This window comes from Mycobacterium sp. TY815 (genome assembly GCF_030755135.1).
Lineage (GTDB): Bacteria > Actinomycetota > Actinomycetes > Mycobacteriales > Mycobacteriaceae > Mycobacterium.
This window is the reverse complement of sequence record NZ_JAUFRX010000001.1, coordinates 3,530,240-3,552,310: the sequence shown is the minus strand read 5'-3', so window position 1 is coordinate 3,552,310 and position 22,071 is coordinate 3,530,240. Positions and strand designations below refer to the sequence as shown.

The 22,071-nt window shown below is 68.1% G+C and carries 24 protein-coding genes; 18 read left to right on the top strand and 6 right to left on the bottom strand.

Annotation, left to right across the window (positions count from 1 at the left end):
- Positions 1-41 precede the first annotated feature (41 nt).
- Positions 42-755 carry a FadR/GntR family transcriptional regulator gene (locus QXK92_RS15390; protein ID WP_306242558.1) on the top strand — a complete coding sequence of 238 codons (714 nt, stop codon included), beginning with the start codon at positions 42-44 and terminating at the stop codon, positions 753-755.
- A gap of 15 nt (positions 756-770) precedes the next feature.
- Here QXK92_RS15390 and QXK92_RS15385 read toward each other — a convergent pair whose 3' ends face one another.
- Positions 771-2,579 (bottom strand): PE family protein, encoded by a 1,809-nt coding sequence (locus QXK92_RS15385; protein WP_306242556.1) that lies wholly within the window; start codon positions 2,577-2,579, stop codon positions 771-773.
- Positions 2,580-2,714: 135 nt separating this feature from the next.
- Positions 2,715-3,494: a hypothetical protein gene (locus QXK92_RS15380; RefSeq protein ID WP_306242554.1), complete on the bottom strand. Its 780-nt coding sequence runs from the start codon at positions 3,492-3,494 to the stop codon at positions 2,715-2,717.
- A gap of 105 nt (positions 3,495-3,599) precedes the next feature.
- On the opposite strand from QXK92_RS15380, the gene QXK92_RS15375 reads away from it, so the two are divergent.
- From QXK92_RS15375 to QXK92_RS15335, 9 genes are all read left to right on the top strand, one after another.
- Positions 3,600-4,619, top strand: a complete 1,020-nt coding sequence (locus QXK92_RS15375) for a Ppx/GppA phosphatase family protein (RefSeq protein WP_306242552.1) — start codon at positions 3,600-3,602, stop codon at positions 4,617-4,619.
- A complete protein-coding gene (locus QXK92_RS15370; protein ID WP_306242550.1) occupies positions 4,616-5,659 on the top strand; it encodes a hypothetical protein in 1,044 nt (347 codons plus the stop codon). Before QXK92_RS15375 ends, QXK92_RS15370 begins: the two co-directional genes overlap by 4 nt.
- A gap of 16 nt (positions 5,660-5,675) precedes the next feature.
- A complete protein-coding gene (locus QXK92_RS15365) occupies positions 5,676-6,518 on the top strand; it encodes a sugar phosphate isomerase/epimerase (RefSeq protein WP_306242548.1) in 843 nt (280 codons plus the stop codon).
- A gap of 1 nt (position 6,519) precedes the next feature.
- On the top strand, positions 6,520-7,362 hold the full coding sequence (locus tag QXK92_RS15360) for a thioesterase family protein (RefSeq protein WP_306242546.1): 843 nt from the start codon (positions 6,520-6,522) through the stop codon (positions 7,360-7,362).
- A 31-nt stretch (positions 7,363-7,393) separates the two neighbouring features.
- Positions 7,394-8,272, top strand: a complete 879-nt coding sequence (gene proC, locus QXK92_RS15355; RefSeq protein ID WP_306242544.1) for a pyrroline-5-carboxylate reductase — start codon at positions 7,394-7,396, stop codon at positions 8,270-8,272.
- A 139-nt stretch (positions 8,273-8,411) separates the two neighbouring features.
- Positions 8,412-8,663, top strand: coding sequence for a cell division/environmental response transcriptional regulator (locus QXK92_RS15350; protein WP_065044559.1), 252 nt, complete (start codon positions 8,412-8,414; stop codon positions 8,661-8,663).
- Positions 8,664-8,853: 190 nt separating this feature from the next.
- The gene (locus tag QXK92_RS15345) at positions 8,854-8,955 is read left to right on the top strand and encodes a 30S ribosomal protein bS22 (protein ID WP_003402602.1); all 102 of its coding nucleotides are present in this window, start codon (positions 8,854-8,856) and stop codon (positions 8,953-8,955) included.
- A 67-nt stretch (positions 8,956-9,022) separates the two neighbouring features.
- The gene (locus QXK92_RS15340; protein ID WP_306242539.1) at positions 9,023-10,168 is read left to right on the top strand and encodes an SDR family oxidoreductase; all 1,146 of its coding nucleotides are present in this window, start codon (positions 9,023-9,025) and stop codon (positions 10,166-10,168) included.
- The gene (locus QXK92_RS15335; protein ID WP_306244452.1) at positions 10,155-11,237 is read left to right on the top strand and encodes a lysophospholipid acyltransferase family protein; all 1,083 of its coding nucleotides are present in this window, start codon (positions 10,155-10,157) and stop codon (positions 11,235-11,237) included. Before QXK92_RS15340 ends, QXK92_RS15335 begins: the two co-directional genes overlap by 14 nt.
- Before the next feature lie 88 nt (positions 11,238-11,325).
- Here the strand turns inward: QXK92_RS15335 and QXK92_RS15330 are convergent, their stop codons facing one another.
- From QXK92_RS15330 to QXK92_RS15320, 3 genes are read right to left on the bottom strand one after another with little or no spacing between them, the layout of a single operon-like run.
- The gene (locus QXK92_RS15330) at positions 11,326-12,249 is read right to left on the bottom strand and encodes a cyclopropane mycolic acid synthase family methyltransferase (protein WP_306242537.1); all 924 of its coding nucleotides are present in this window, start codon (positions 12,247-12,249) and stop codon (positions 11,326-11,328) included.
- 20 nt (positions 12,250-12,269) lie between these two features.
- On the bottom strand, positions 12,270-12,773 hold the full coding sequence (locus QXK92_RS15325; protein ID WP_306242535.1) for a MaoC family dehydratase N-terminal domain-containing protein: 504 nt from the start codon (positions 12,771-12,773) through the stop codon (positions 12,270-12,272).
- A 44-nt stretch (positions 12,774-12,817) separates the two neighbouring features.
- Complete coding sequence (locus tag QXK92_RS15320; RefSeq protein ID WP_371934214.1) at positions 12,818-13,711, bottom strand: HAD family hydrolase; 894 nt, start codon at positions 13,709-13,711, stop codon at positions 12,818-12,820.
- A 95-nt stretch (positions 13,712-13,806) separates the two neighbouring features.
- On the opposite strand from QXK92_RS15320, the gene QXK92_RS15315 reads away from it, so the two are divergent.
- The 7 genes from QXK92_RS15315 to QXK92_RS15285 all read left to right on the top strand — a co-directional run bounded on the left by QXK92_RS15315 (position 13,807) and on the right by QXK92_RS15285 (position 20,060).
- Positions 13,807-14,079: a glutaredoxin family protein gene (locus QXK92_RS15315; RefSeq protein ID WP_306242530.1), complete on the top strand. Its 273-nt coding sequence runs from the start codon at positions 13,807-13,809 to the stop codon at positions 14,077-14,079.
- Between the two features lie 100 nt (positions 14,080-14,179).
- Positions 14,180-15,541, top strand: coding sequence for a glutamyl-tRNA reductase (locus QXK92_RS15310; protein ID WP_306242529.1), 1,362 nt, complete (start codon positions 14,180-14,182; stop codon positions 15,539-15,541).
- A 13-nt stretch (positions 15,542-15,554) separates the two neighbouring features.
- A complete protein-coding gene (gene hemC, locus QXK92_RS15305; protein WP_306244451.1) occupies positions 15,555-16,502 on the top strand; it encodes a hydroxymethylbilane synthase in 948 nt (315 codons plus the stop codon).
- Between the two features lie 22 nt (positions 16,503-16,524).
- Positions 16,525-18,189, top strand: coding sequence for a bifunctional uroporphyrinogen-III C-methyltransferase/uroporphyrinogen-III synthase (locus QXK92_RS15300; protein ID WP_306242528.1), 1,665 nt, complete (start codon positions 16,525-16,527; stop codon positions 18,187-18,189).
- Between the two features lie 79 nt (positions 18,190-18,268).
- The gene (gene hemB / locus QXK92_RS15295; protein ID WP_306242527.1) at positions 18,269-19,240 is read left to right on the top strand and encodes a porphobilinogen synthase; all 972 of its coding nucleotides are present in this window, start codon (positions 18,269-18,271) and stop codon (positions 19,238-19,240) included.
- A gap of 11 nt (positions 19,241-19,251) precedes the next feature.
- Positions 19,252-19,821, top strand: coding sequence for a DUF3093 domain-containing protein (locus QXK92_RS15290; protein WP_306242525.1), 570 nt, complete (start codon positions 19,252-19,254; stop codon positions 19,819-19,821).
- A complete protein-coding gene (locus tag QXK92_RS15285; protein ID WP_306242523.1) occupies positions 19,818-20,060 on the top strand; it encodes a hypothetical protein in 243 nt (80 codons plus the stop codon). The genes QXK92_RS15290 and QXK92_RS15285 overlap by 4 nt, the downstream gene beginning before the upstream one ends.
- Here the strand turns inward: QXK92_RS15285 and QXK92_RS15280 are convergent.
- Positions 20,044-20,502: an STAS domain-containing protein gene (locus QXK92_RS15280; RefSeq protein ID WP_306242521.1), complete on the bottom strand. Its 459-nt coding sequence runs from the start codon at positions 20,500-20,502 to the stop codon at positions 20,044-20,046. The genes QXK92_RS15285 and QXK92_RS15280 overlap by 17 nt on opposite strands.
- A 275-nt stretch (positions 20,503-20,777) precedes the next feature.
- Between QXK92_RS15280 and QXK92_RS15275 the strand changes: the two genes are divergently transcribed.
- Positions 20,778-22,007 (top strand): acyltransferase, encoded by a 1,230-nt coding sequence (locus tag QXK92_RS15275; protein WP_306244450.1) that lies wholly within the window; start codon positions 20,778-20,780, stop codon positions 22,005-22,007.
- Positions 22,008-22,071 lie beyond the last annotated feature (64 nt).

Genomic DNA, 22,071 nt, shown 5'->3' with positions numbered 1-22,071 from the left:
TGTGCCTGTTCAGCCGCCACCATACTATATTGGTTGAGCCAATGAACCAATCAATCCCGCTGCCCCCGCCCGATCGTCAGCGCGTCGATGAGCAGATCGCCGCGTCGATCGCCGACGCCATCCTCGACGGCGTGTTCCCGCCCGGGTCGACGTTGCCGCCCGAGCGCGACCTCGCTGACCAGCTCGGTGTCAACCGCACTTCGCTGCGGCAGGGTCTGGCCCGCCTGCAGCAGATGGGCCTGATCGAAGTCCGGCAGGGCAGCGGCAGCGTGGTGCGGGATCCGGCGGGCCTCACCCACCCGGCGGTGGTGGAAGCCCTGGTTCGCAAGCTGGGACCGGAGTTTCTGGTGGAGCTGCTCGAGATCCGCGCGGCGCTGGGGCCGGTGATCGGCCGGCTGGCTGCCCAGCGGGGTAAGCCGGAGGACCGCCAGGCGCTGGCCGCCGCGCTGGACGACGTCCGTACGGCGGAGACCTCAGCCGCGCGGCAAGCGGCGGACCTGGCCTACTTCCACGTCCTCATTCACAGCACCCGCAACCGTGCGCTGGGTTTGCTGTACCGCTGGGTGGAAGATGCCTTCGGGGGACGCGAACACGAACTCACCCGCGCCTACGACGACGCGGATCCGGTGATCGCCGACTTGCAGGCGATCACCGACGCGGTGGCCGCCAGCGACGCGGAGGGTGCTGCGGGCGCCGTCGAGGCGTACCTGAACGCCAGCGCGCTGCGCATGATCGCGGCCTACCGGGACTCGTAGCAGGGACAACCGCCGCTAGGGTGTGCCGTTCGTCCCGTACTGGCCGTACAGCAGCCCACCGGTTCCGCCGGTGCCCCCGGGCGACAGGGCGAACCCGTTGCCCCCGTTGCCGCCGTTGCCGATCAGCCATACGTTGCCGCCACCGCCTCCGGCCGCGCCGATAGCGCCGCCGGTCCCCGCATTGCCGCCGGCCCCGCCATTGCCGATGAACTTGGCGTCGCCGCCGGCGCCACCACCGCCGACGATGTTGCCGCCGTTGCCGCCGGCTCCGCCGCTACCACCATTGCCGAAGCCCTGGGCGGATCCGCCGGCTCCGCCGCCGCCACCGAATCCGTTGGCTCCGTTCGCGTTGCCGCCGAGTCCACCGGCACCCCCGGAGCCGAACAAGCCGGTGGCGGCGCCGCCCCGGCCGCCGCCGCCCCCCGTCTGGCCGATTCCTGAGGCAGTCCCGCCGTTTCCGCCGACCCCTCCGTTGCCGTACAGCAGTCCACCGTTTCCGCCGTTACCACCGCCGGCACCGGCGGTGCTGTTGGCTCCCCGGCCGCCAACTCCACCATCGCCGATCAGGCCACCGTTTCCGCCGTTGCCGCCGGCGCTGCCACCGGCCAAGGCATTGGCACCGGCGCCGCCGTTGCCGAAGAGAAATCCGGCGCTGGTGCCGGACTGGCCCGTGTCGACCCCGCCGTCGCCGCCGTTGCCGATCAGCACCCCTGCTTTACCGGCAGCGCCGCCGCTGATGCCGAATCCGCCGTCGCCGCCGTTGCCGATCAGGAAGCCGGCGGTTCCGCCGCTGCCGCCGGCGCCGGGCAACCCGTTGAATCCGATCCCGGCGCCGCCGCCCGCGCCACCGTCACCGAACAGCAGTCCACCGCCGCCGCCGGCCCCGCCGTTTGCGCCGACGCCGGCGACATTGCCGCCGCTGCCGCCGGCCCCGCCGGCTCCGCCGTTACCCCACAAGCGCCCGCCCAAGCCGCCGGCTCCACCATCGGCGCCGTTACCTACGGCCAGGGCGTCGCCGCCATTACCACCCGCGCCGCCGTCGCCGAAGAACAAGCCACCCCGGCCGCCCGCTCCACCGACGGCGGCGTTGCCACCGGCACCGCCACCGCCGCCGCCGGCGCCCCCGTTGCCCCCGGTGCCGAAGAACCCGGCGGCGCCACCTGCACCGCCGACACCGCCGATATCACCGGGACCACCGCGGCCGCCGGCGCCCCCGTTGCCGCCGTTGCCGAAGAATCCACCCGCGGCGCCGTTGCCTCCGGCACCACCGGGGGCTTGGTTTCCGCTGGCCGCCCCCGCCCCGCCGTTGCCACCGCGGCCCCATAACAGGCCCGCGGCTCCGCCATTGCCGCCGTTGCCGGCCACGCCCTGATTGAGGGTGCCCGATCCACCGTTTCCGCCGTTACCGATCAAAATCCCGGCGTCCCCGCCGTTTTGTCCGCTGCCGGCCGGCGCTGCCGCGCCGTTGCCGATCAGCGGCCGTCCCAGCAAAGTCTGGGTAGGCGCGTTGATGGCATCGAGCAGCAGTTGCAGCGGGCCGGCGTTGGCCGTTTCAGCGGTCGCGTACGACGCCGCCCCTGCCGACATAGCCTGGACGAATCGCTCGTGAAATGCGGCGGCCTGCAAGGCGAGGGATTGTTGACTCAGCCCCTGTTCACCGAAGAACGCCGCCACCGCCGTCGATATCTCGTCGGCGGCTGCGGGCAGCATCCGGGTGGTGGTGGCCGCCGCGGCGCTGTTGGCGTCCTGGATTGTTGAACCCAGGCGGGCCAGGTCAGCCGCTGCTGATGCCACGACGTCTGGAACGGAAAGCATGAAAGACACGTTCGCCTCCCTGATCCGCCGGCCGTGGTGCAACCCGAATGCGACCCGGCACGGGCCCTGCAGTATCAGCGGATACTAGTGCGGTGGGGCTGAGCCGCGACCAAATTCGGCAAACACATTGAAAAGCCGCCGTGTCTACTCGGCGGCCCGGGTGGCCGGATGGATCGCAACAAGTCCTAATTGGCTGCGCCGCTTGCACATTGCGGCAAGCTCGGCATAAGCCTTTTCGCCGAGAAGCTCGGTGAGTTCGTCGGCGAGGCTCTGCCAGACCGGGCTGGCGCCGACGTGGGCGGCGGGGTCGCCGGTGCAGTACCAGTGCAGGTCCGCGCCGCCGGAACCCCAGCCGCGGCGGTCGTACTCGGTGACGGTGGTCTTGAGGATCTCCGTGCCGTCGGGCCGGGTCACCCAGTCCTGACTGCGCCGGATCGGCAGCTGCCAGCACACATCGGGCTTCATCGTCAGCGGCGGCACGCCTATCTTGAGGGCTTTGCTGTGCAGTGCGCATCCGACGCCGCCGGGAAACCCCGGGCGGTTCAGGAAGATGCAGGCGTTCTTGTGTTTGCGGGTGCGATATTGCGGTTCGCCGTCGTTCTCGTCGAGCTCCAGATAGCCCTTGCGGCCCAAGCCCTTGTCGCGGAACTGCCAGTCGTCCTTGGTCAGCTTCTGCACCGCGTCGTCCAACCGGGCGCGGTCGTCGTCGTCGGACAGAAAGGCGCCGTGGGAGCAACAGCCGTCGTCGGGGCGGCCGGCCACGGTGCCCTGGCACGCCGGTGTGCCGAACACGCACGTCCACCGCGACAGCAGCCACGTCATGTCGGCCGCGATGAGATGTTCGGGATTGTCCGGGTCGTAAAACTCCACCCATTCGCGGGTGAAGTCCAGATCGACCTCTTGTCCGGGCCGCCAGTTCGCCACGGGTGCAACGTTAGTCCACGATTCCGGTAGCGCAGGGCGGCCGGGTGGGGCGCCGCGCAGCGGGTCGCGATACGGGCCCGTGGCCAGCCCGACTAGGTTTGATCCGTGCGATTGGGTGTGTTGGACGTGGGCAGTAATACCGTCCACTTGCTGGTGGTCGATGCCCACCGGGGTGGGCATCCGACGCCGATGAGTTCCACCAAGGCCACCCTGCGCCTGGCCGAGGCCACCGACAGCTCGGGCCGGATCACCAAGCGCGGCGCCGACAAACTGGTGTCCACCATCGACGAGTTCGCCAAGATCGGCGTCAGCTCCGGGTGTGCCGAGTTGATGGCGTTCGCGACGTCCGCCGTCCGGGACGCCGAGAATTCCGACGACGTGCTGGCCCGGGTCCGGAAAGAGACCGGTGTCGAGCTTCAGGTGCTGCGCGGCGTCGACGAATCGCGCCTGACGTTCCTGGCGGTACGGCGCTGGTTCGGATGGAGTGCGGGGCGCATCGTCAACCTCGACATCGGTGGCGGCTCACTCGAGGTCTCCAGCGGAGTGGACGAGGAGCCCGAGGTAGCGATGTCGCTGCCGCTGGGCGCGGGACGGTTGACCCGCGAGTGGCTGCCCGACGACCCACCCGGCCGGCGCCGGGTGGGGATGCTCCGCGACTGGCTGGATGCCGAGCTGTCCGAGGCCGCGGCGACGGTCCTGGACGCCGGCACGCCGGATCTCGCGGTGGCCACGTCCAAGACGTTCCGCTCCCTGGCGCGCCTGACCGGCGCCGCGCCGTCGGCGGCCGGTCCGCGGGTGAAGCGGACGCTCACAGCAAACGGCCTCAGACAACTCATATCTTTCATCTCTAGGATGACGACCGCTGACCGGGCAGAACTGGAAGGAGTCAGCGCCGAGCGGGCACCGCAGATCGTCGCAGGCGCTCTGGTGGCGGAGGCGAGCATGCGAGCGCTGTCGATCGATCAGGTGGATATCTGCCCGTGGGCGCTACGGGAGGGTCTCATCTTGCGCAAACTCGATGCCGAAGCCGACGGAACGGCACTGGTGGAGACGTCGGTGCGGGATGCTGGACGTCAGTTGGTTGATCGGAACTCGCCTAACCGATCGAGAGGCAACAAACCATGACCGAACCAGACTCCGAGGACACCAAGCAGATCTCGGTGGCCGAACTGCTGGCCAGGAATGGAACCATCGGAGCTCCCGCGGTCACGCGCCGGCGCCGCCGCCGGCGTGGTGACGATTCGGTGACCGTTGCCGAACTGACCGGCGAGATCCCGATCATCCGCGACGACCGTCCGCCGGCGCCGCCGCCCGTCAAGCGGGACGTGCCGGCGCCCGCACCGGCCGCCCCACCCGCGCCCGAACCCGTCGTCGAACGGGCTGCCGAACCCGTCGTCGAACGCGCTCCCGAACCCGTCGTCGAACGGACTCCCGAACCGGCCTCGAAACAGGGCACAGTCGCCGCCCCCGAGCCGGAACCGAAGACCCCGTACTGGGCCGAGCCCGAGCCGCGCTGGCCCAAGTCCGAACCGATCGCCACCCGCCGGACCGGACCGGAGCGCAGCGAATACCCGCGCCCGGTGCGGCACTTGGACGACGTCCGCGACTCCGACACGCAACAGTCCGGGGCCGACAGCATGAGCCCGGACCCGGTGGGGCACTACACCGACGCCTCGGTCGACGTCCTGGACAGCGAGATCAGCGAGGCCGAGGAGTCCGTCGAGGACTCCGCATACGTGCGCTCCTACCTGCAGGAGCCGGAGGACGGCGCCGAGCACACGCTGTTCGGCGGACAGTCGATCGCCGACGAGGTGGCCCGACGGCGCAGCGAGCGCCCGGCAGTGGACGAGCGAGACGTCGACTCCGGGGTGGCAGCGCCGCGGCGCCGCTCCGGCAGCACCGCGGCGGCACTGGGCCGTGCGGCGCTCACCGTGCTGCAGTCCATCTTGGCCGTTGCGTTCGGCGCGGGTCTGTTCATCGCGTTCGACCAGCTGTGGCGGTGGAACTCGATCGTGGCGCTGGTGCTTTCGGTGCTGGTGATCCTCGGCCTGGTGGTCGGTGTGCGGGTGGTCCGGAAGACCGAGGACATTGCCAGCACGCTGATCGCGGTTGCGGTGGGTGCGCTGATCACCCTCGGACCGATGGCTCTGTTGCAGACCGGTTAGGCGCCTCAGACACACAGTGCGCCCAGCAATCAAAGTCGGCTTGTCGACGGCCTCGGTCTACCCCCTGCGAACCGAGGCCGCGTTCGAGTACGCGGCCCGACTCGGCTACGACGGCGTCGAGTTGATGGTGTGGGGCGAGTCGGTCAGCCAGGACATCGACGCGATCGGCAGGCTGTCACGGCGCTATGGCGTCCCGGTGCTGTCCGTGCACGCCCCCTGCCTGCTGATCTCACAGCGGGTGTGGGGCGCCAATCCGATCGTGAAGCTGGACCGCAGCGTGCGTGCCGCCGAACAGCTCGGCGCGCAGACCGTCGTCGTGCATCCGCCGTTCCGGTGGCAACGGCGGTATGCCGAGGGATTTCGCGAACAGGTCCGGACCCTGGAAGAATCCAGCAGCGTCATGGTGGCCGTCGAGAATATGTTCCCGTTCCGTGCCGACCGGTTCTTCGGCAGTGATCAGAGCCGCGAGCGGATGCGCCGGCGAGGCGGCGGGCCGGGCCCGGCGATCTCGGCGTTCGCGCCGTCCTACGACCCGCTGGACGGCAATCACGCGCACTACACGCTGGACCTCTCGCACACCTCCACCGCCGGCACCGACTCGCTGGAGATGGCGCAGCGGATGGGATCGGGACTGGTCCATCTGCATCTGTGTGACGGCAGCGGCCTGCCCGCCGACGAGCACCTGGTGCCTGGCCGCGGCACCCAACCGACCGCCGAGGTGTGCCAGCTGCTGGCCGCGAGTGATTTCACCGGTCACGTGGTGCTGGAAGTGTCCACCTCGGGAGCACGGTCGGCCGCGGAGCGCGAAGCCATGCTCGTCGAGTCGTTGCAGTTCGCCCGCACAAATCTGCTGCGCTGACATGGGTGCACTGTTCACCGCGGCCATGGCGCTGCGCGAAGTCGACACGGGCCCGGACGGCCAGGTGTACGAGGGCGCCCTCGACAAGAACTGGACCATCGGCCCGAAGGTGCACGGCGGCGCGATGATCGCGCTGTGTGCCAACGCCGCTCGGACCGCGTACGGCGGGGACCACCTGCATCCGGTCGCGGTGTCCGCGAACTTCCTGTCGGCCCCCGATCCGGGCCCGGTGCAACTGGTGACCACCGCACGCAAGCGCGGCCGCCGGATCACCGTGGCCGATGTGGAGCTGGTCCAGGGCGGGCGCGCCGCGGTGCACGCCGTCGTGACCCTGGGCGAACCCGAACACCATCTGCCGGGCGAGAGCGAGCCGCTGCTGTCGGCCAACCCGGTGCTGGATCTGATGCCACCTGAACCGCCGGAGGATCTGGAGCCGATCGGGCCGGGCCACCGACTGGCCGGCCTGGTGCACCTGGGCGCGGGCTGCGACATCCGCCCCGTGCTGTCGACGATGGAGCCGACCGGCGACGGGCGTCCGCCGCTGCTCCAGATGTGGGCGCGTCCGCGTGACGTTGCCCCGGACGGGCTCTTCGCGCTGATGTGCGGCGACCTGTCAGCGCCGGTGACCTTCGCCGTGGACCGGACCGGCTGGGCGCCCACCGTTCAGCTCACCGCCCTGCTTCGGTCCCTGCCCGCCGACGGCTGGCTGCGCATCGTCGCCACGTGTCTCGAGATCGGGCACGACTGGTTCGACGAGGACCACATCGTCGTCGACCGGTTGGGCCGGCTGGTGGTGCAGGCCCGCCAATTGGCCCTCGTACCGCCCGGGCTGCCTGCCCGGTAGCACGGCCGCTGTGTCTGGAATGCTCTCCGGCATGGCAAGAATCGCGATTATCGGCGGCGGCAGTATCGGCGAGGCACTGTTGTCCGGCCTGCTGCGGGCAGGCCGGCAGGTCAAAGACCTGGTGGTGGCCGAACGAATGCCCGACCGGGCGAAGTACCTGTCGAATACCTATGGCGTACTGGTGGCGGCGTCGGTCAAGGATGCAGCCGAGAACGCCACGTTCGTGGTGGTGGCGGTCAAGCCGGCCGATGTCGAGGCGGTGATCGACGACCTCGCCGACGCGGCAGCCGCGGCCGAGCACGACAGTGCCGAGCAGGTGTTCGTGACGGTGGCGGCCGGCGTCGGCATCTCCTACTTCGAGTCCAAGCTGCCGGCCGGGACACCGGTGATCCGGGCGATGCCCAACGCGGCGGCGCTGGTCGGCGCCGGGGTCACCGCGCTGGCCAAGGGCAGGTTCGTCAGCCCTGAGCAACTGGACGAGGTGTCCGACCTTTTCGACGCGGTTGGCGGGGTGCTCACGGTCCCCGAGCAGCAACTGGACGCGGTGACCGCGGTGTCGGGATCGGGTCCGGCGTATTTCTTCCTGCTCGTCGAGGCCCTGGTGGACGCCGGGGTCGCGGTGGGGTTGAGCCGTCAGGTGGCCACGGACCTGGCGGCGCAGACGATGGCCGGATCGGCAGCGATGCTGCTCGAGCGGATGGACGAAGGTGGCCGGCCGGCCGACGGTGAGCCGATCGGCCTGCGAGTGGACACCTCGCCGGCACAGCTGAGGGCGTCGGTCACCTCACCGGGGGGCACCACCGCGGCCGGGCTGCGCGCGCTGGAACGCGGCGGATTCCGGGTGGCGGTCGACGCGGCGGTCCAGGCGGCGAAAAACCGCTCTGAGCAGCTGAGAATTACATCGGAATAATTCAAGAAATTTGAACCGATTGTCTCTCACCAGTACCAGTAACCCCACTAGTCCCGCTATTCTCCTCTTGTATGCCCGAGTGGGTGCCAGCGGAGGGGAAGCCGCTGGCATTGCGCGGGCCTGACACGATTGGGTTGCGATGACGTCAACGAATGGGCCGTCGGCACGGGATTCTGCAGGTAAGGCGGCCGGATCCGCCGACGCCGCCCAGTCCCGGACACAATTCCTCACCGTCGCCGAGGTGGCCGCCTTGATGCGGGTGTCGAAGATGACGGTGTACCGCCTGGTGCACAACGGTGAGCTGCCGGCGGTTCGGGTCGGGCGGTCCTTCCGGGTCCACGCCAAGGCGGTCCACGACATGCTGGAGACGTCGTACTTCGACGCTGGGTAGGACGCCGGGTAAGACGCCGGGTAGGCGGTTGCGGCGCACGCCTGACGCGCGCTCGACCAGCCTCGATGAGTTCAGGATCCCCGCGCTGAGGCCGACGGCCCAAGCCTGTTTGGTGTTGCGGCCCCCGGGTTCGGTAAGGTGGCTGGGTCCTTTTTCGAGGTCTTAGACGGCCGGTGAGATAGCGGAGTTCATGGGTTCAGTAATCAAGAAGCGGCGCAAGCGTATGTCGAAGAAGAAGCACCGCAAGCTGCTACGTCGCACGCGGGTACAGCGCAGAAAACTTGGCAAGTAAGCGCAGCCCGCGGGTATGGTCACCCGTCCGTAACGCTTCCGTTTCTCCTCGTCGTTAGGCTGTCAAGGTGGATTCGTCGAACGAGGGCGGCGGAGCCGGCGGTCAGCAGCCCGACGCAGACACGGTGCACTACCCGAAGGTGGTGTTGGTCACCGGCGCATGCCGGTTCCTGGGCGGCTATCTGACCGCGCGTCTCGTGCAGAACCCGCTGATCAACCGGGTCATCGCGGTGGATGCGATCGCGCCGAGCAAAGACATGCTGCGTCGGATGGGCCGCGCGGAGTTCGTCCGTGCCGACATCCGGAACCCCTTCATCGCAAAGGTGATTCGGAACGGCGAAGTCGACACGGTGGTGCATGCGGCGGCCGCGTCGTACGCACCGCGGTCGGGCGGCACCGCGGCGTTGAAGGAACTCAACGTGATGGGCGCGATGCAGCTGTTCGCCGCTTGCCAGAAGGCACCGTCGGTGCGCCGGGTTGTGCTGAAGTCGACCTCGGAGGTCTACGGCTCGAGCCCGCACGACCCGGTGATGTTCACCGAGGACAGCAGCAGCCGCCGACCCTTCCGCGAGGGGTTTGCCAAGGACAGTCTGGACATCGAGGGATACGTCCGGGGGCTGGGCCGGCGGCGGCCCGATATCGCGGTCACCATCCTGCGGCTGGCCAACATGATCGGCCCGGCGATGGACACCTCGTTGTCGCGTTACCTCGCGGGGCCTTTGGTGCCAACGATGTTCGGCCGCGACGCCCGGCTGCAGTTGCTGCACGAGCAGGACGCGCTGGGCGCGCTGGAGCGCGCGGCGATGGCCGGTAGGGCCGGCACCTTCAACATCGGCGCCGACGGAATCATCATGCTGTCGCAGGCGATTCGTCGTTCCGGACGAATTCCCTTGCCAGTACCCGGTTTCGGTGTGTGGGCCCTCGATTCACTGCGACGTGCCAACCGTTATAACGAGATCAGCCGCGATCAGTTCGCGTACCTCAGCTATGGCCGCGTAATGGATACCACCCGAATGCGTTCGGAGCTCGGCTACCAGCCGAAATGGTCTACGGCAGAGGCGTTTGACGACTACGTCCGCGGGCGCAACTTGACTCCCATAATCGACCCGCATCGGGTACGCTCCTGGGAGGGTCGTGCCATAGCGGTGGCGCAGCGCTGGGGAAGCCGAAGTCCCATTCCGTGGGCGGGGTCGCAGATAGATTTGGGTAGATAACGTGGCGGGTGAAACCAGAGCGAATGTTATTCCACTGCACAGCAATCGGGGTCGCGTAGCGGCACGCCGCCGTGCCGATCAACGCACGGACGCCACCCGTCAGCATCCCTCGCTGCTCTCCGATCCGAACGGTGCCGCATCGGCTGAAGAGCTTGCTGCCGTCGTCCGCGAGATAGACGAGCACCGCCGCGCGACCGGCGGGTCGTCCTCCGGTGAGGCGCCGCTCAACGACCTCGCTCAGCGCGTCGCCGCCGTTGCCGGATTCTTCCGGCAGCGGCTGATCGGCGATTACAGCGTCGACGAATTCGGATTCGATCCGCACTTCAACGACGCGATCGTGCGGCCTTTGCTGAGGTTCTTTTTCAACTCGTGGTTCCGGGTCGAGGTCAGCGGTATCGAGAACATCCCGAGCGAGGGCGCGGCACTGGTAGTGGCCAACCACGCCGGAGTGCTGCCGTTCGACGGTCTGATGCTGTCGGTTGCCGTGCATGACGAACACCCGGCACAGCGCGATCTGCGCCTGCTGGCCGCCGACATGGTGTTCGACCTGCCGGTGGTGGGCTCGGCGGCCCGAAAAGCGGGTCACACCATGGCCTGCACGACTGACGCCCACCGGCTGCTGGCGTCCGGCGAACTGACCGCGGTGTTCCCGGAGGGCTACAAGGGGCTGGGCAAGCGCTTCGAGGATCGCTACCGGTTGCAGCGGTTCGGTCGCGGTGGATTCGTCTCGGCGGCCCTGCGTACCAAGGCGCCGATCGTGCCCTGCTCGATCATCGGCTCCGAAGAGATCTACCCGATGCTGACCGATGTGAAGTTGCTGGCGCGGTTGTTGGGTGTGCCCTACTTCCCGGTGACGCCGTTGTTCCCGTTGGCCGGCCCCGCCGGCCTGGTGCCGCTGCCGTCCAAGTGGCGGATCGCGTTCGGTGAGCCGATCCAGACTGCCGATTATTCGCCCAGCGACGCCGAGGACCCGATGGTCACCTTCGAACTGACCGATCAGGTCCGCGAGACGATCCAGCAGACGCTGTACCGGTTGCTGGCCGGTCGTCGCAACATCTTCCTCGGCTGAGGCCGCCCAAAGTCACGCGAGCAGACGGAAAAGCCCCGATTTCGTTCTGAAACCGGGGCTTTCGCGTCTGCTCGCGCAGCGAGTGGAGTTACTTGACCAGGGTGAACTGACAAACGTTGGTGTAGCCGTCGCGGAACAGGTCCGAGCAGCCCCTCAGGTACTTCATGAAGGTCTCGTACTCCTGCTCACCCTTGAGCTCGATGGCCCGCTCCTTGTTGGCTTCCAGCGCGTCGGCCCACGTGTTCAGGGTCGGAACGTAGTTCTTCCCGATGTAGTGGTGGCGCTCGATCTTGAAGCCGGCCTCGGTCGAGTAACGGTCGACCTGCTCCACCTGTGGCAACTTCCCACCGGGGTAGATCTCCCGGAGGATGAAGCTGATGAAGCGCAGCAGGGTCATCGTCGTCTTCAGTCCCATCGCCTTACCCTCTTCGGCGGTGGGCACCACGATGGAGTGCAGCAGCATCCGGCCGTCATCGGGCAGCAAGCTGTAGTACTTCTTGAAGAACGTGGCGTACCGCTCGTAGCCCGCGTCGCCGGCGCCGTCCGCGAAGTGCTCGAACGCTCCCAGCGACACGATGCGGTCGACGGGTTCGTCGAACAGCTCCCAGCCCTGCAAGCGCACCTCTTTGCGGCGCGGGCTGTCCATCTCGTCGAACTTCTGCTGGCAGTGCGCGAGCTGGTTCTCGCTGAGCGTCAGGCCGATCACGTTGACGTCGTAGTGCTCGACGGCGTGCCGCATCGTCGAACCCCAGCCACTGCCGATGTCGAGCAGCGTCATCCCGGGCTCGAGGTTGAGCTTGTCCAGCGCGAGCTTGCGCTTGGCGAACTGTGCCTCTTCGAGCGTCTTGGTCTGCGGCTCATCGATGTTGGGGTTCTCATCGAAGTAAGCGCAGCTGTAGGTCATCGAAGGGTCGAGCCACAGCTTGAAGAATTCGTTGGAACGGTCGTAGTGCGACTGCACCGCCTCGACCGGCGGATGCAGCTGGGTGCCACCCGTTGTGCCTTCTGTCATTAATCCGACGCTACCTGCCGCTATCCAATGGATGCAATTGCGGCCACCGTCGCCTCGGCGTCCGAGTCATGCTGTGCCGCTTCGCCCAACATGGTGACGACACTGGTGATCACCGGCTTGCCTTCGGCATCGGTCACCTCGCTGCGTATTTCGGCCAGAACCGTTCCGTGGGACTGGATGACCGAGTCGAGATAGGTGTCGAAGTGCAACTCGTCGCCGACCACGATCGGCCGGTGGAATTTGAATTTCTGGTCGCGGTGCATGACTCGGGCGATGTTGATCGGGATGCTGAACTTGGTGAAGATCTCGAGCTGAACACGCCGCCCGGCGATGGCCAGGAACGTCAGGGGGGCGGGCAGCGCCTCGTAGCCGGCCTCGGCGGCGACGGCTTCGCTGTGGTGAATCGGGTTGTCGTCTTTGACCGAAAGGGCGAATTCACGGATCTTTTCGCGCCCCACCACGAAGTAGTCTTCCTGCCGGTAGTGCTTACCGATGATTCCTTCGGCTCCCTGGGGAACTGTCATGACGCTGCTTTCCGATCGAAGAGTTAGCTCAGCGGCGCAGCTTATCAGCGTGATTGACGGCGGGACGCCAACGCGGCCAGTGCGCCACCCGCCGCTCCCAGCGCCAGAGCGGACGGCACACCGATGCGGGCGGCCTTGCGGGCGGTCCGGAAGTCGCGGATCTCCCACCCTCGTTCCCGGGCCAGGCTGCGCAGTCGGGCGTCGGGATTGATCGCGACCGCGGTGCCCACCAGGGACAGCATGGGCACGTCGTTGAAGCTGTCGGAGTAAGCGGTGCAGCGCTTGAGGTTGAGGCCCTCCCGGATGGCCAGCGAACGCACCGCATGGGCCTTGCCGGTGCCGTGCAGAATGTCGCCCACCAGCCGGCCGGTGAAGATCCCGTCAACCGATTCGGCCACGGTGCCCAGGGCACCGGTAAGGCCCAGCCGACGGGCGATGGTCGACGCGAGTTCGTAGGGGGTGGCGGTGATGAGCCACACCTGCTGACCGGCGTCGAGGTGCATCTGGGTGAGCTCGCGGGTGCCCGGCCAGATCTTGTCGGCGATGATCTCGTCGTAAATCTCGTCTCCGAGGCGCACCAGCTCGTCGACCGACCGGCCCTCGATGAAGGCCAGCGCTTTGCGCCTTCCGGCCGCGACGTCGTTGCTGTTCTCCTTGCCGAGTACCTGGAACTTGGCCTGGGCGTAGACGAATCCGAGGACGTCGCGGTAGGTGAAGTAGTCGCGGGCGGCCAGCCCGCGGCCGAAGTGCACCGCCGACGAGCCCTGGACCAGGGTGTTGTCGACGTCGAAGAACGCGGCTGCGGTCAGGTCGATGGGCGGCTGCGGACGGTCACTCGGTTCATTGGCCGCGATGTCGGCCAGGGCACGTTCGGCGCTGGCATCGGCTGCCAGCGACTCCAGGTCGACGCGACCGCTCACGGGTTCAGAGGAAGCCATGGAAGACATGAGCCAAACCTCCAAGTCGCTGGGTAGCTGTCGAGCCGACATCAACCCTATCCGTCCACAGCCAGGCAAATGTCAGACTGGTGGCCATGGTCACGTCCGCGAGCCGACCGCAGGTGCACCTGTTGACCCGCGCCGGTTGCGCCATCTGTGACCGGGTTCATGCGCGGCTGGCCGAACTGGCCGACGAGCTCGGCTTCGATCTGGACAGCACCGACGTGGACGCCGAGGCGCAGGCGGGAAATCCCGGGCTGCGAGCCGAATTCGGAGATCGGCTGCCGGTGGTCCTGCTGGACGGCCGGGAGCACAGCTACTGGGAGATCGACGAGCCGCGGTTGCGTGCCGACCTTACGGCCCGGTGACCGTCAGCGCTGATTATTTGGTAGCCCACCTGACAACCGTCTACCGTAGGTAGTAGTTCACTTTCCGACGCTGCAAGGGAGCGGGCCAGGTGATGCTGCCGTGAGCATCCTGCTCTTCGGGGTTTCGCACCGCAGTGCGCCGGTCTCCGTGCTGGAACAACTCAGTATCGATGAGTCCGATCAGGTCAAGATCGTTGACTCGGTGCTGCAGTCGCCGCTGGTCAGCGAGGCCATGGTGCTCTCGACGTGCAACCGTGTCGAGGTCTACGCCGTGGTCGAGGCGTTCCACGGCGGACTATCGGTGGTCGGGCAGGTGCTCGCCGAGTACTCCGGGCTCCCGATGAGCGATCTGACCAAGCACGCCTACGTGCGCTACAGCGAGGCTGCCGTCGAGCACCTGTTCGCGGTGGCCAGCGGTCTGGATTCGGCGGTGGTCGGCGAGCAGCAGGTACTGGGGCAGGTGCGCCGCGCCTACGCCTCTGCGGAGGCCAACAGCGCGGTCGGCCGGGTGTTGCACGAGCTCGCCCAGCGCGCGCTGTCGGTGGGCAAGCGGGTGCACTCCGAGACGGCGATCGACGCCGCCGGCGCCTCGGTGGTGTCGGTCGCGCTGGACATCGCCGAACGCAAGCTGGGCACGCTCACCGGCAAGACTGCCGTGGTGGTCGGCGCCGGAGCGATGGGCGCCCTCGCGGCCGCCCACCTGACGCGCGCGGGCATCGGCCGGGTGCATGTGCTGAACCGGTCGCTGGCCAGGGCCACCCGGCTGGCGGACCGGATCGAGGCGTCCGGCGTGCCGGCCGAGGCGCTGACGCTGGATCGGCTCGCCGAGGCGCTGGCCGACGCCGACGTGGTGGTCAGTTGTACCGGAGCCGTCAGCCCGGTGATCTCGCTGGCCGACGTACACCACGGCCTGGTCAACGCGCGCCGGGACGAGGCTGCAAAACCCCTGATCATCTGCGATCTCGGAATGCCCCGCGACGTCGACCCGGCAGTGGCCGGGTTGCCCGGCGTCCTGGTAGTCGACGTGGACCGGGTGCAACACGAACCGTCGGCGCATGCGGCGGCCGCCGATGTCGACGCGGCGCGCCACATCGTCGCCGCGGAAGTGGCGGCCTACCTGACCGGGCAGCGAATGGCCGAGGTCACCCCGACCGTCACCGCGCTGCGCCAGCGCGCCGCCGACGTCGTCGAGGCCGAACTGCTGCGCCTGGACAACCGGCTGCCCGGCCTGGACTCAGCCGAACGCGAAGAGGTGGCCCGCACGGTGCGCCGAGTGGTGGACAAGCTGCTGCATGCACCCACGGTGCGGATCAAGCAGCTGGCCAGCGCACCCGGCGGCGACAGTTACGCCGAGGCGCTGCGCGAACTCTTCGAACTGGAACAAACCGCTGTCGACGCTGTTGCCACCGCCGGTGAATTGCAGGTTCTGGCAACGGAATTCGACAACCCTGCGGCCGAGTGACCGATTGGCACACGTGATCCGGATAGGCACTCGGGGCAGCCTGCTGGCCACCACCCAGGCCGCGACCGTCAGGGACGCTCTCATCGCCAACGGCCATCCCGCCGAGTTGGTGACGATCAGCACAATTGGGGACCGGTCGTCGGCACCGATCGAAGAGTTGGGTGTGGGCGTCTTCACCACCGCACTGCGCGAGGCGATGGAGCAGGGCCGCGTCGACGCGGCGGTGCACTCCCACAAGGATTTGCCGACCGCCGAAGACCCCCGGTTCACCATCGCGGCCATTCCGCCGCGCAACGACCCCCGCGACGCCCTGGTGGCCCGCGACGGGTTGGTGCTCGGAGAGTTGCCGGCCGGGTCGCTGGTGGGGACGTCGTCGCCGCGGCGGGCCGCACAGCTTAGAGCACTGGGTCTCGGTTTGGAAATCCGCCCCCTACGAGGCAACCTAGATACCAGGTTGAACAGGGTAAGCAGTGGTGATCTTGACGCCGTCGTGGTGGCCCGGGCCGGGTTGGCCCGACTGGGCCGTCTCGGCGACGTCACCGAGACGCTCGAGCCGGTGCAGATGTTGCCAGCACCTGCTCAGGGAGCTCTCGCCGTCGAATGCCGGTCCGACGACAGTCGCTTGGCGGCGGTGTTGGCCGAACTGGACGACGCCGACACACGTGCGGCGGTCACCGCGGAGCGCACCCTGCTCGCCGAATTGGAGGCCGGTTGCTCGGCACCGGTGGGCGCGATCGCGGAAGTGGTCGAGTCCATCGATGAGGAGGGGCGGGTCTTCGAAGAGCTGTCGCTGCGCGGCTGCGTGGCGGCACTCGACGGATCCGATGTGATCCGCGCGTCTGGCATCGGCAGATCCGATCGGGCACGGGAGTTGGGCATCTCGGTAGCCGCGGAGCTGTTCGAACTGGGCGCCGCAGAGTTGATGAGGGGAGCGCGGGAAGACCCCGCGCGAGGAAGTTGAAAGAGACTTGGGAGCGACAACGATGACGCGAGGGCGTAAGCCGACACCGGGCCGGATCACGTTCGTGGGCTCCGGTCCTGGCGACCCCGGGCTGCTGACCACCCGGGCTGCCACGGTGCTGGCGAACGCGGCCTTGGTGTTCACTGACCCCGATGTGCCCGAGGCGGTGCTGGCGCTGATCGGCAAGGATCTGCCTCCGGTGTCCGGCCCGGCCCCCGCCGAGACGGCGCCGGCCAGCGCGGATACCGCCGCCGGTTCGTCCAGCCCGGAAACCGCCGCCGCGGTGATCTCGGAAGGCCCGGACGTGCGTCCCGCGCTCGGCGATCCCGCCGAGGTCGCGAAAACGCTGACCGCGGAAGCCCGCTCGGGCGCCGACGTGGTCCGGTTGGTGGCCGGCGACCCGCTGTCGGTGGACGCGGTGATCACCGAGGTCAACGCCGTCGCTCGCGCTCACCTGCACGTCGAGATCGTGCCCGGCCTGGCCGCGACCAGTGCGGTGCCGACCTACGCCGGGTTGCCGCTGGGCTCCTCGCACACCGTCGCCGACGTGCGCGGGGACGTCGACTGGGAGGCGCTGGCCGCCGCGCCCGGCCCGCTGATTCTGCAGGCCACGGCGTCGCATCTGGCTGACGCTGCGCGCACCCTGATCGACCATGAGCTGTCCGACAGCACGCCGTGCGTGGTGACCGCGCAGGGCACCACCTGCCAGCAGCGTTCGGTGGAAACCACGCTGCAGGGCCTGACCGATCCGGCCGTCCTGGGCGGCGGAACGGACCCGGCCGGACCGTTGACCGGCCCGTTGGTGGTCACCATCGGCAAGACGGTGGCCAGCCGGTCCAAGCTGAACTGGTGGGAGAGCCGGGCCCTGTACGGCTGGACCGTGCTGGTGCCCCGTACCAAGGACCAGGCCGGCGAGATGAGCGAGCGGCTGACGTCGTACGGCGCGCTGCCCATCGAGGTGCCGACCATCGCCGTGGAGCCGCCCCGCAGCCCCGCGCAGATGGAGCGTGCGGTCAAGGGCCTGGTGGACGGCCGGTTCCAGTGGGTGGTGTTCACCTCGACCAACGCGGTCCGTGCGGTGTGGGAGAAGTTCGGCGAGTTCGGTCTGGACGCCCGCGCATTCTCCGGTGTCAAGATCGCCTGCGTCGGTGAGGCGACGGCAGACCGGGTGCGCGCCTTCGGGATCAGTCCCGAGCTGGTGCCGTCCGGGGAGCAGTCGTCGATGGGCCTGCTCGACGAATTCCCGCCCTACGACAGCATTTTCGACCCGGTGAACCGGGTGCTGCTGCCGCGTGCGGACATCGCCACCGAGACGCTGGCCGAGGGCCTGCGTGAGCGTGGCTGGGAGATCGAGGACGTCACCGCCTACCGGACGGTGCGGGCTGCCCCGCCGCCGGCGTCCACCCGGGAGATGATCAAGACGGGTGGCTTCGACGCGGTGTGCTTCACCTCCAGCTCCACCGTGCGCAACCTTGTCGGCATCGCCGGCAAGCCGCACGCGCGGACCATCATCGCCTGCATCGGGCCCAAGACCGCCGAGACCGCGGCCGAGTTCGGCTTGCGGGTGGATGTCCAGCCGGAGACCGCCGCGGTGGGTCCCCTGGTCGACGCGCTGGCCGAGCACGCTGCTCGGTTGCGCGCCGAAGGCGCCCTGCCGCCGCCGCGCAAAAAGAGCCGCCGGCGATGACCCATCTTGCGTTGACTCTGCGTGAGTGGCGCAAGCGTGCGAGTGACCTCCGCCCTCAACGCAGAGTCGCCGGACAAGAATGAGGCAGCGGCCGCGCCGGCTCCGCTCCACCCCGGCGATGCGTCGCCTGGTGGCCGAAACGTCCTTGGAGCCAAGGCATTTGGTGCTGCCGATGTTCGTCGCCGACGGCATCGACGAACCGCGGCCGATCTCCTCCATGCCGGGTGTGGTGCAACACACCCGCGACTCGTTGCGCAGTGCCGCGGCCGACGCGGTCGCCGCCGGTGTCGGTGGACTCATGCTCTTCGGTGTGCCCTGTGCGCAGGACAAGGACGCGGCAGGCTCGGCCGGCACCGATCCGGACGGCATCCTCAACCGGGCGTTGCGGGATCTCTCGAAGGATCTCGGCGACGCCACCGTCCTGATGGCCGACACGTGTCTGGACGAGTTCACCGAGCACGGGCACTGCGGGGTGATCGACGAGCGGGGCCGGGTGGACAATGACGCCACCTTGGTTCGTTATGTGGAATTGGCTGTGGCACAAGCGGAGTCGGGTGCGCATGTGGTAGGTCCGAGCGGCATGATGGACGGCCAGGTGGGGGCGATCCGGGACGGCCTGGACGCCGCGGGTTACTCCGACGTCGCGATCCTCGCGTACGCCGCCAAGTTCGCCTCGGCGTTCTACGGCCCGTTCCGCGAGGCCGTGGCCTCCAGCCTGTCCGGTGACCGGCGCACCTATCAGCAGGAGCCGGGCAACGCGCGCGAGGCGCTGCGCGAGGTCGGGCTGGATCTCGACGAAGGCGCAGACATGGTCATGGTCAAGCCCGCGCTGGGGTACCTGGACGTGCTGGCGGCAACCGCCGGCGTCTCCCCGGTGCCGGTGGCGGCCTACCAGGTTTCGGGAGAGTACGCGATGATTTGTGCGGCGGCGGCCAACAATTGGATCGACGAACGTGCCGCGGCACTGGAGTCGTTGACCAGTATCCGACGTGCGGGGGCTGACTTCGTGCTGACCTACTGGGCCGCCGACGCGGCGAGGTGGCTGGCGTGACGGAGGCGCACATGGAATCTGCAGACGAGCGGGGGGACAAGCCCGCTGACAAGCCCCTGTTCTACGAGTCCGGTGCGAGCTGGTACTGGGTGCTGGCGGGACCACTGTCGGCGGCCTCGCTGATCTACATCCAGCACGTCAACCACGTCCCGATCTCCTTCCTCGTTCCGTCCGTCTTCCTGGTCTTGGTGTCGGCGTTCGTGGCGCTGCAGGTCAAGGCTGCGCGGATCCACACCTCGGTCGAGCTGACCGAAGACGCTCTGCGCCAGGGCACCGAAACCATCCTGGTGCGCGAGATCCTCAAGGTGTTCCCCGAGGCCGAGAACTCGGTGAAATCGGACAAGCCGCTGGCCAGGTGGCAGTCGGCGCGGGCGCTGGGCGAATTGGTGGGGGTGCCGCGTGGCCGCTACGGCATCGGACTCAAGCTCACCGGCGGGCGCACCGCGCAGGCGTGGGCGCGCCGGCATCGCCACCTGCGTGACGCCCTCACGCCGCTGGTGGAGCGGCGGGTCGGTCCCTACGTCGCCGAGGTTGCCGACGAGATGGACCCGTTCGACGACGACAACGAGTCGATCCTGTGACGACCCGCGCGATAGTGGAGTTGGCGCTGGCGGCGGCCGCCCTGGTGGCCACGGGGTTCAGCTGGTTGCAGACACGGTCGACGATCGCCGTGGCGCCCGTCGCAGACGGGCAGCCGACCACCATGTCGGTGGTCTACGACCCGCAGCAACTGGTGCTGACACTGTTGCTGGCGTCCGTCGCCGGAATTTTCGCCGTCCTCGGCCTGATCCGGCTCCGGCGGGCTAAGCCGACTTCTTGACCAGCGGCAGAACCAACTGGCGGCGCCAGTTGATGCCGTCGGCCAGGTAGCGCAGCGCCTCATGAACCGAACGGGTCACCGGGAAAGGCGCCTCGGCGGGGTCGCCGTAGTCGCCCAGCAGCGCGTTGACGACGGGGTTGGCGACGACCATCCACTCCACGCCGGCGGCTCGGCATTCCTCATCGAGGACGCTGAAAAGTGCGATCCCGGCCGACGAGAAATGGGTAACGGTGCTCAGATCGAGTACCACGGGATTGTCGCTGAGCACGAAACGCCGCACGTGCTCGCCGATTTGGTCGACGTTGACGGCATCGATCTCGCCGCTGATGGTCACCACGGTGGCCAGGTGCCGGCAATGAGCCCGAATCTGGGCGCCACTGAGGTCGATTGCACCCGAAAAGTCGGCGGTGCTCGAAACGCGTCGTGTGATCGCGGTAGTCATCAAAGAGCCCCACTTCCCCTTGGTGGGCCGACCAGTGAGCCGACCGAACCCTGCACTCTAAAGTGCCCGCTAAACCTAAGGGGACCGGTAGCCACGACTAACTCTTTGCTAAGAAGCGGCTCGTCCGCCGGCCGCAGGGCTGCGCTGTTAGGCTGCCGGTTGCTAGTCGGGGGGCTTGTGAGCGGGCGAGAACGCTTCGGTTGGCCGGTGAATTGACGCAAGAAACAGCAGACAGCAAGAGTCCAGGCGGGAAGAACGTCGTGCCCAGCGTAGAGATGAAGGCTGCAATCCGCGGGGAGATCAAGGCCCTGACCGGACTGCGCATCATCGCGGCGCTGTGGGTGGTGCTCTTCCACTTCCGTCCGATGCTGACCGATGTCTCGCCCGAGTTTCGCGAGAACCTGGCGCCGGTGCTCAACTGCGGCGCTCAGGGCGTCGACCTGTTCTTCATTCTCAGCGGTTTTGTACTGACCTGGAACTACCTCGACCGGATGGGCGGGGAATGGTCGACCCGCGCGACCGTGCACTTCCTGTGGCTGCGGCTGGCCAGAGTCTGGCCGGTGTACCTGCTCACCATGCACCTGGCCGCCCTGATCGTCATCCTCAGCCTGCACGTCGGGCACGTGCCGTTGCCCGAGGTGAGGGACCTCACCGCGATCAGCTACGTCCGTCAGGTCCTGCTGGTGCAGTTGTGGTTCGAACCGTTCTTCGACAACACCAGCTGGGACGGGCCGGCCTGGTCGATCAGCGCGGAATGGCTGGCCTACCTACTGTTCGGCGTGATCGTGCTGGTGATCCTGCGGTTCGAGCGGACTACCCGGGCGCGGAGCCTGATGGTGCTGGCCTTCGCGGCGTGTCTGCCGCCGGTCGTGCTGTTGCTGGCCAGCGGCTATTTCTACACGCCGTGGAGCTGGCTGCCGCGCATCGTCACTCAGTTCATCGCCGGCGCGCTGGCGTGTGCCGCGGTGCGCAGGCTGCGGCTCAGTACCCGGGCCCGATACGTGGCCGGCTACCTGTCGCTCGTTCTCGTGGCCGCGATGGTGGGAATCCTCTACTGGTTCGATGCGCACCCGATCAGCGGCGTGGTGGACAGCGGCGGCGTGGTGGACGTGCTGTTCGTGCCGCTGGTGATCACGCTGGCCATCGGCCTCGGCAGCCTGCCCTGGGTGCTGTCGACGCGACTGATGGTGTACGGCGGGGAGATCTCGTTCTGCCTGTACATGGTTCACGAGCTGGTGCACACCGTGTGGGGCTGGGCGGTGCTGCAGTTCGACATCACGCCCCAGGACAACCCATGGAAATGGAACGTGATCGGGCTGATCGTGATCGCGTTGCTGCTATCGAGCTTGATGTACCACTTTGTTGAGGAGCCGGCCCGGCGCTGGATGCGCAGGATGATCGGCGCCAGAGCCGCGCCTGCGGGGACTCAGCCGGACGATTCGCCCATCGCCAAGCGGCATCCGATCGATGGTGCGTTGTCCGGGGTGACGCCGCGGGCGGGGTGAGAGGCCTGCCCCCGCAGGAACTGAGCCTGAATCGGCAGGTCATGCGCAGCTGGTGATGGCCCTC

Excerpts from the sequence above, each read along its gene's own strand:
- QXK92_RS15390 (WP_306242558.1), top strand. The coding sequence starts at position 42 with ATGAACCAATCAATCCCGCTGCCCCCGCCCGATCGTCAGCGCGTCGAT.
- QXK92_RS15370 (WP_306242550.1), top strand. The coding sequence starts at position 4,616 with ATGACCGAACCAGACTCCGAGGACACCAAGCAGATCTCGGTGGCCGAA.
- QXK92_RS15360 (WP_306242546.1), top strand. The coding sequence starts at position 6,520 with ATGGGTGCACTGTTCACCGCGGCCATGGCGCTGCGCGAAGTCGACACG.
- proC (WP_306242544.1), top strand. The coding sequence starts at position 7,394 with ATGGCAAGAATCGCGATTATCGGCGGCGGCAGTATCGGCGAGGCACTG.
- QXK92_RS15350 (WP_065044559.1), top strand. The coding sequence starts at position 8,412 with ATGACGTCAACGAATGGGCCGTCGGCACGGGATTCTGCAGGTAAGGCG.
- QXK92_RS15345 (WP_003402602.1), top strand. The coding sequence starts at position 8,854 with ATGGGTTCAGTAATCAAGAAGCGGCGCAAGCGTATGTCGAAGAAGAAG.
- QXK92_RS15330 (WP_306242537.1), bottom strand. The coding sequence starts at position 12,249 with ATGACAGAAGGCACAACGGGTGGCACCCAGCTGCATCCGCCGGTCGAG.
- QXK92_RS15325 (WP_306242535.1), bottom strand. The coding sequence starts at position 12,773 with ATGACAGTTCCCCAGGGAGCCGAAGGAATCATCGGTAAGCACTACCGG.
- QXK92_RS15320 (WP_371934214.1), bottom strand. The coding sequence starts at position 13,711 with ATGGCTTCCTCTGAACCCGTGAGCGGTCGCGTCGACCTGGAGTCGCTG.
- QXK92_RS15315 (WP_306242530.1), top strand. The coding sequence starts at position 13,807 with ATGGTCACGTCCGCGAGCCGACCGCAGGTGCACCTGTTGACCCGCGCC.
- QXK92_RS15300 (WP_306242528.1), top strand. The coding sequence starts at position 16,525 with ATGACGCGAGGGCGTAAGCCGACACCGGGCCGGATCACGTTCGTGGGC.
- hemB (WP_306242527.1), top strand. The coding sequence starts at position 18,269 with ATGAGGCAGCGGCCGCGCCGGCTCCGCTCCACCCCGGCGATGCGTCGC.
- QXK92_RS15290 (WP_306242525.1), top strand. The coding sequence starts at position 19,252 with ATGGAATCTGCAGACGAGCGGGGGGACAAGCCCGCTGACAAGCCCCTG.
- QXK92_RS15280 (WP_306242521.1), bottom strand. The coding sequence starts at position 20,502 with ATGACTACCGCGATCACACGACGCGTTTCGAGCACCGCCGACTTTTCG.
- QXK92_RS15275 (WP_306244450.1), top strand. The coding sequence starts at position 20,778 with ATGAAGGCTGCAATCCGCGGGGAGATCAAGGCCCTGACCGGACTGCGC.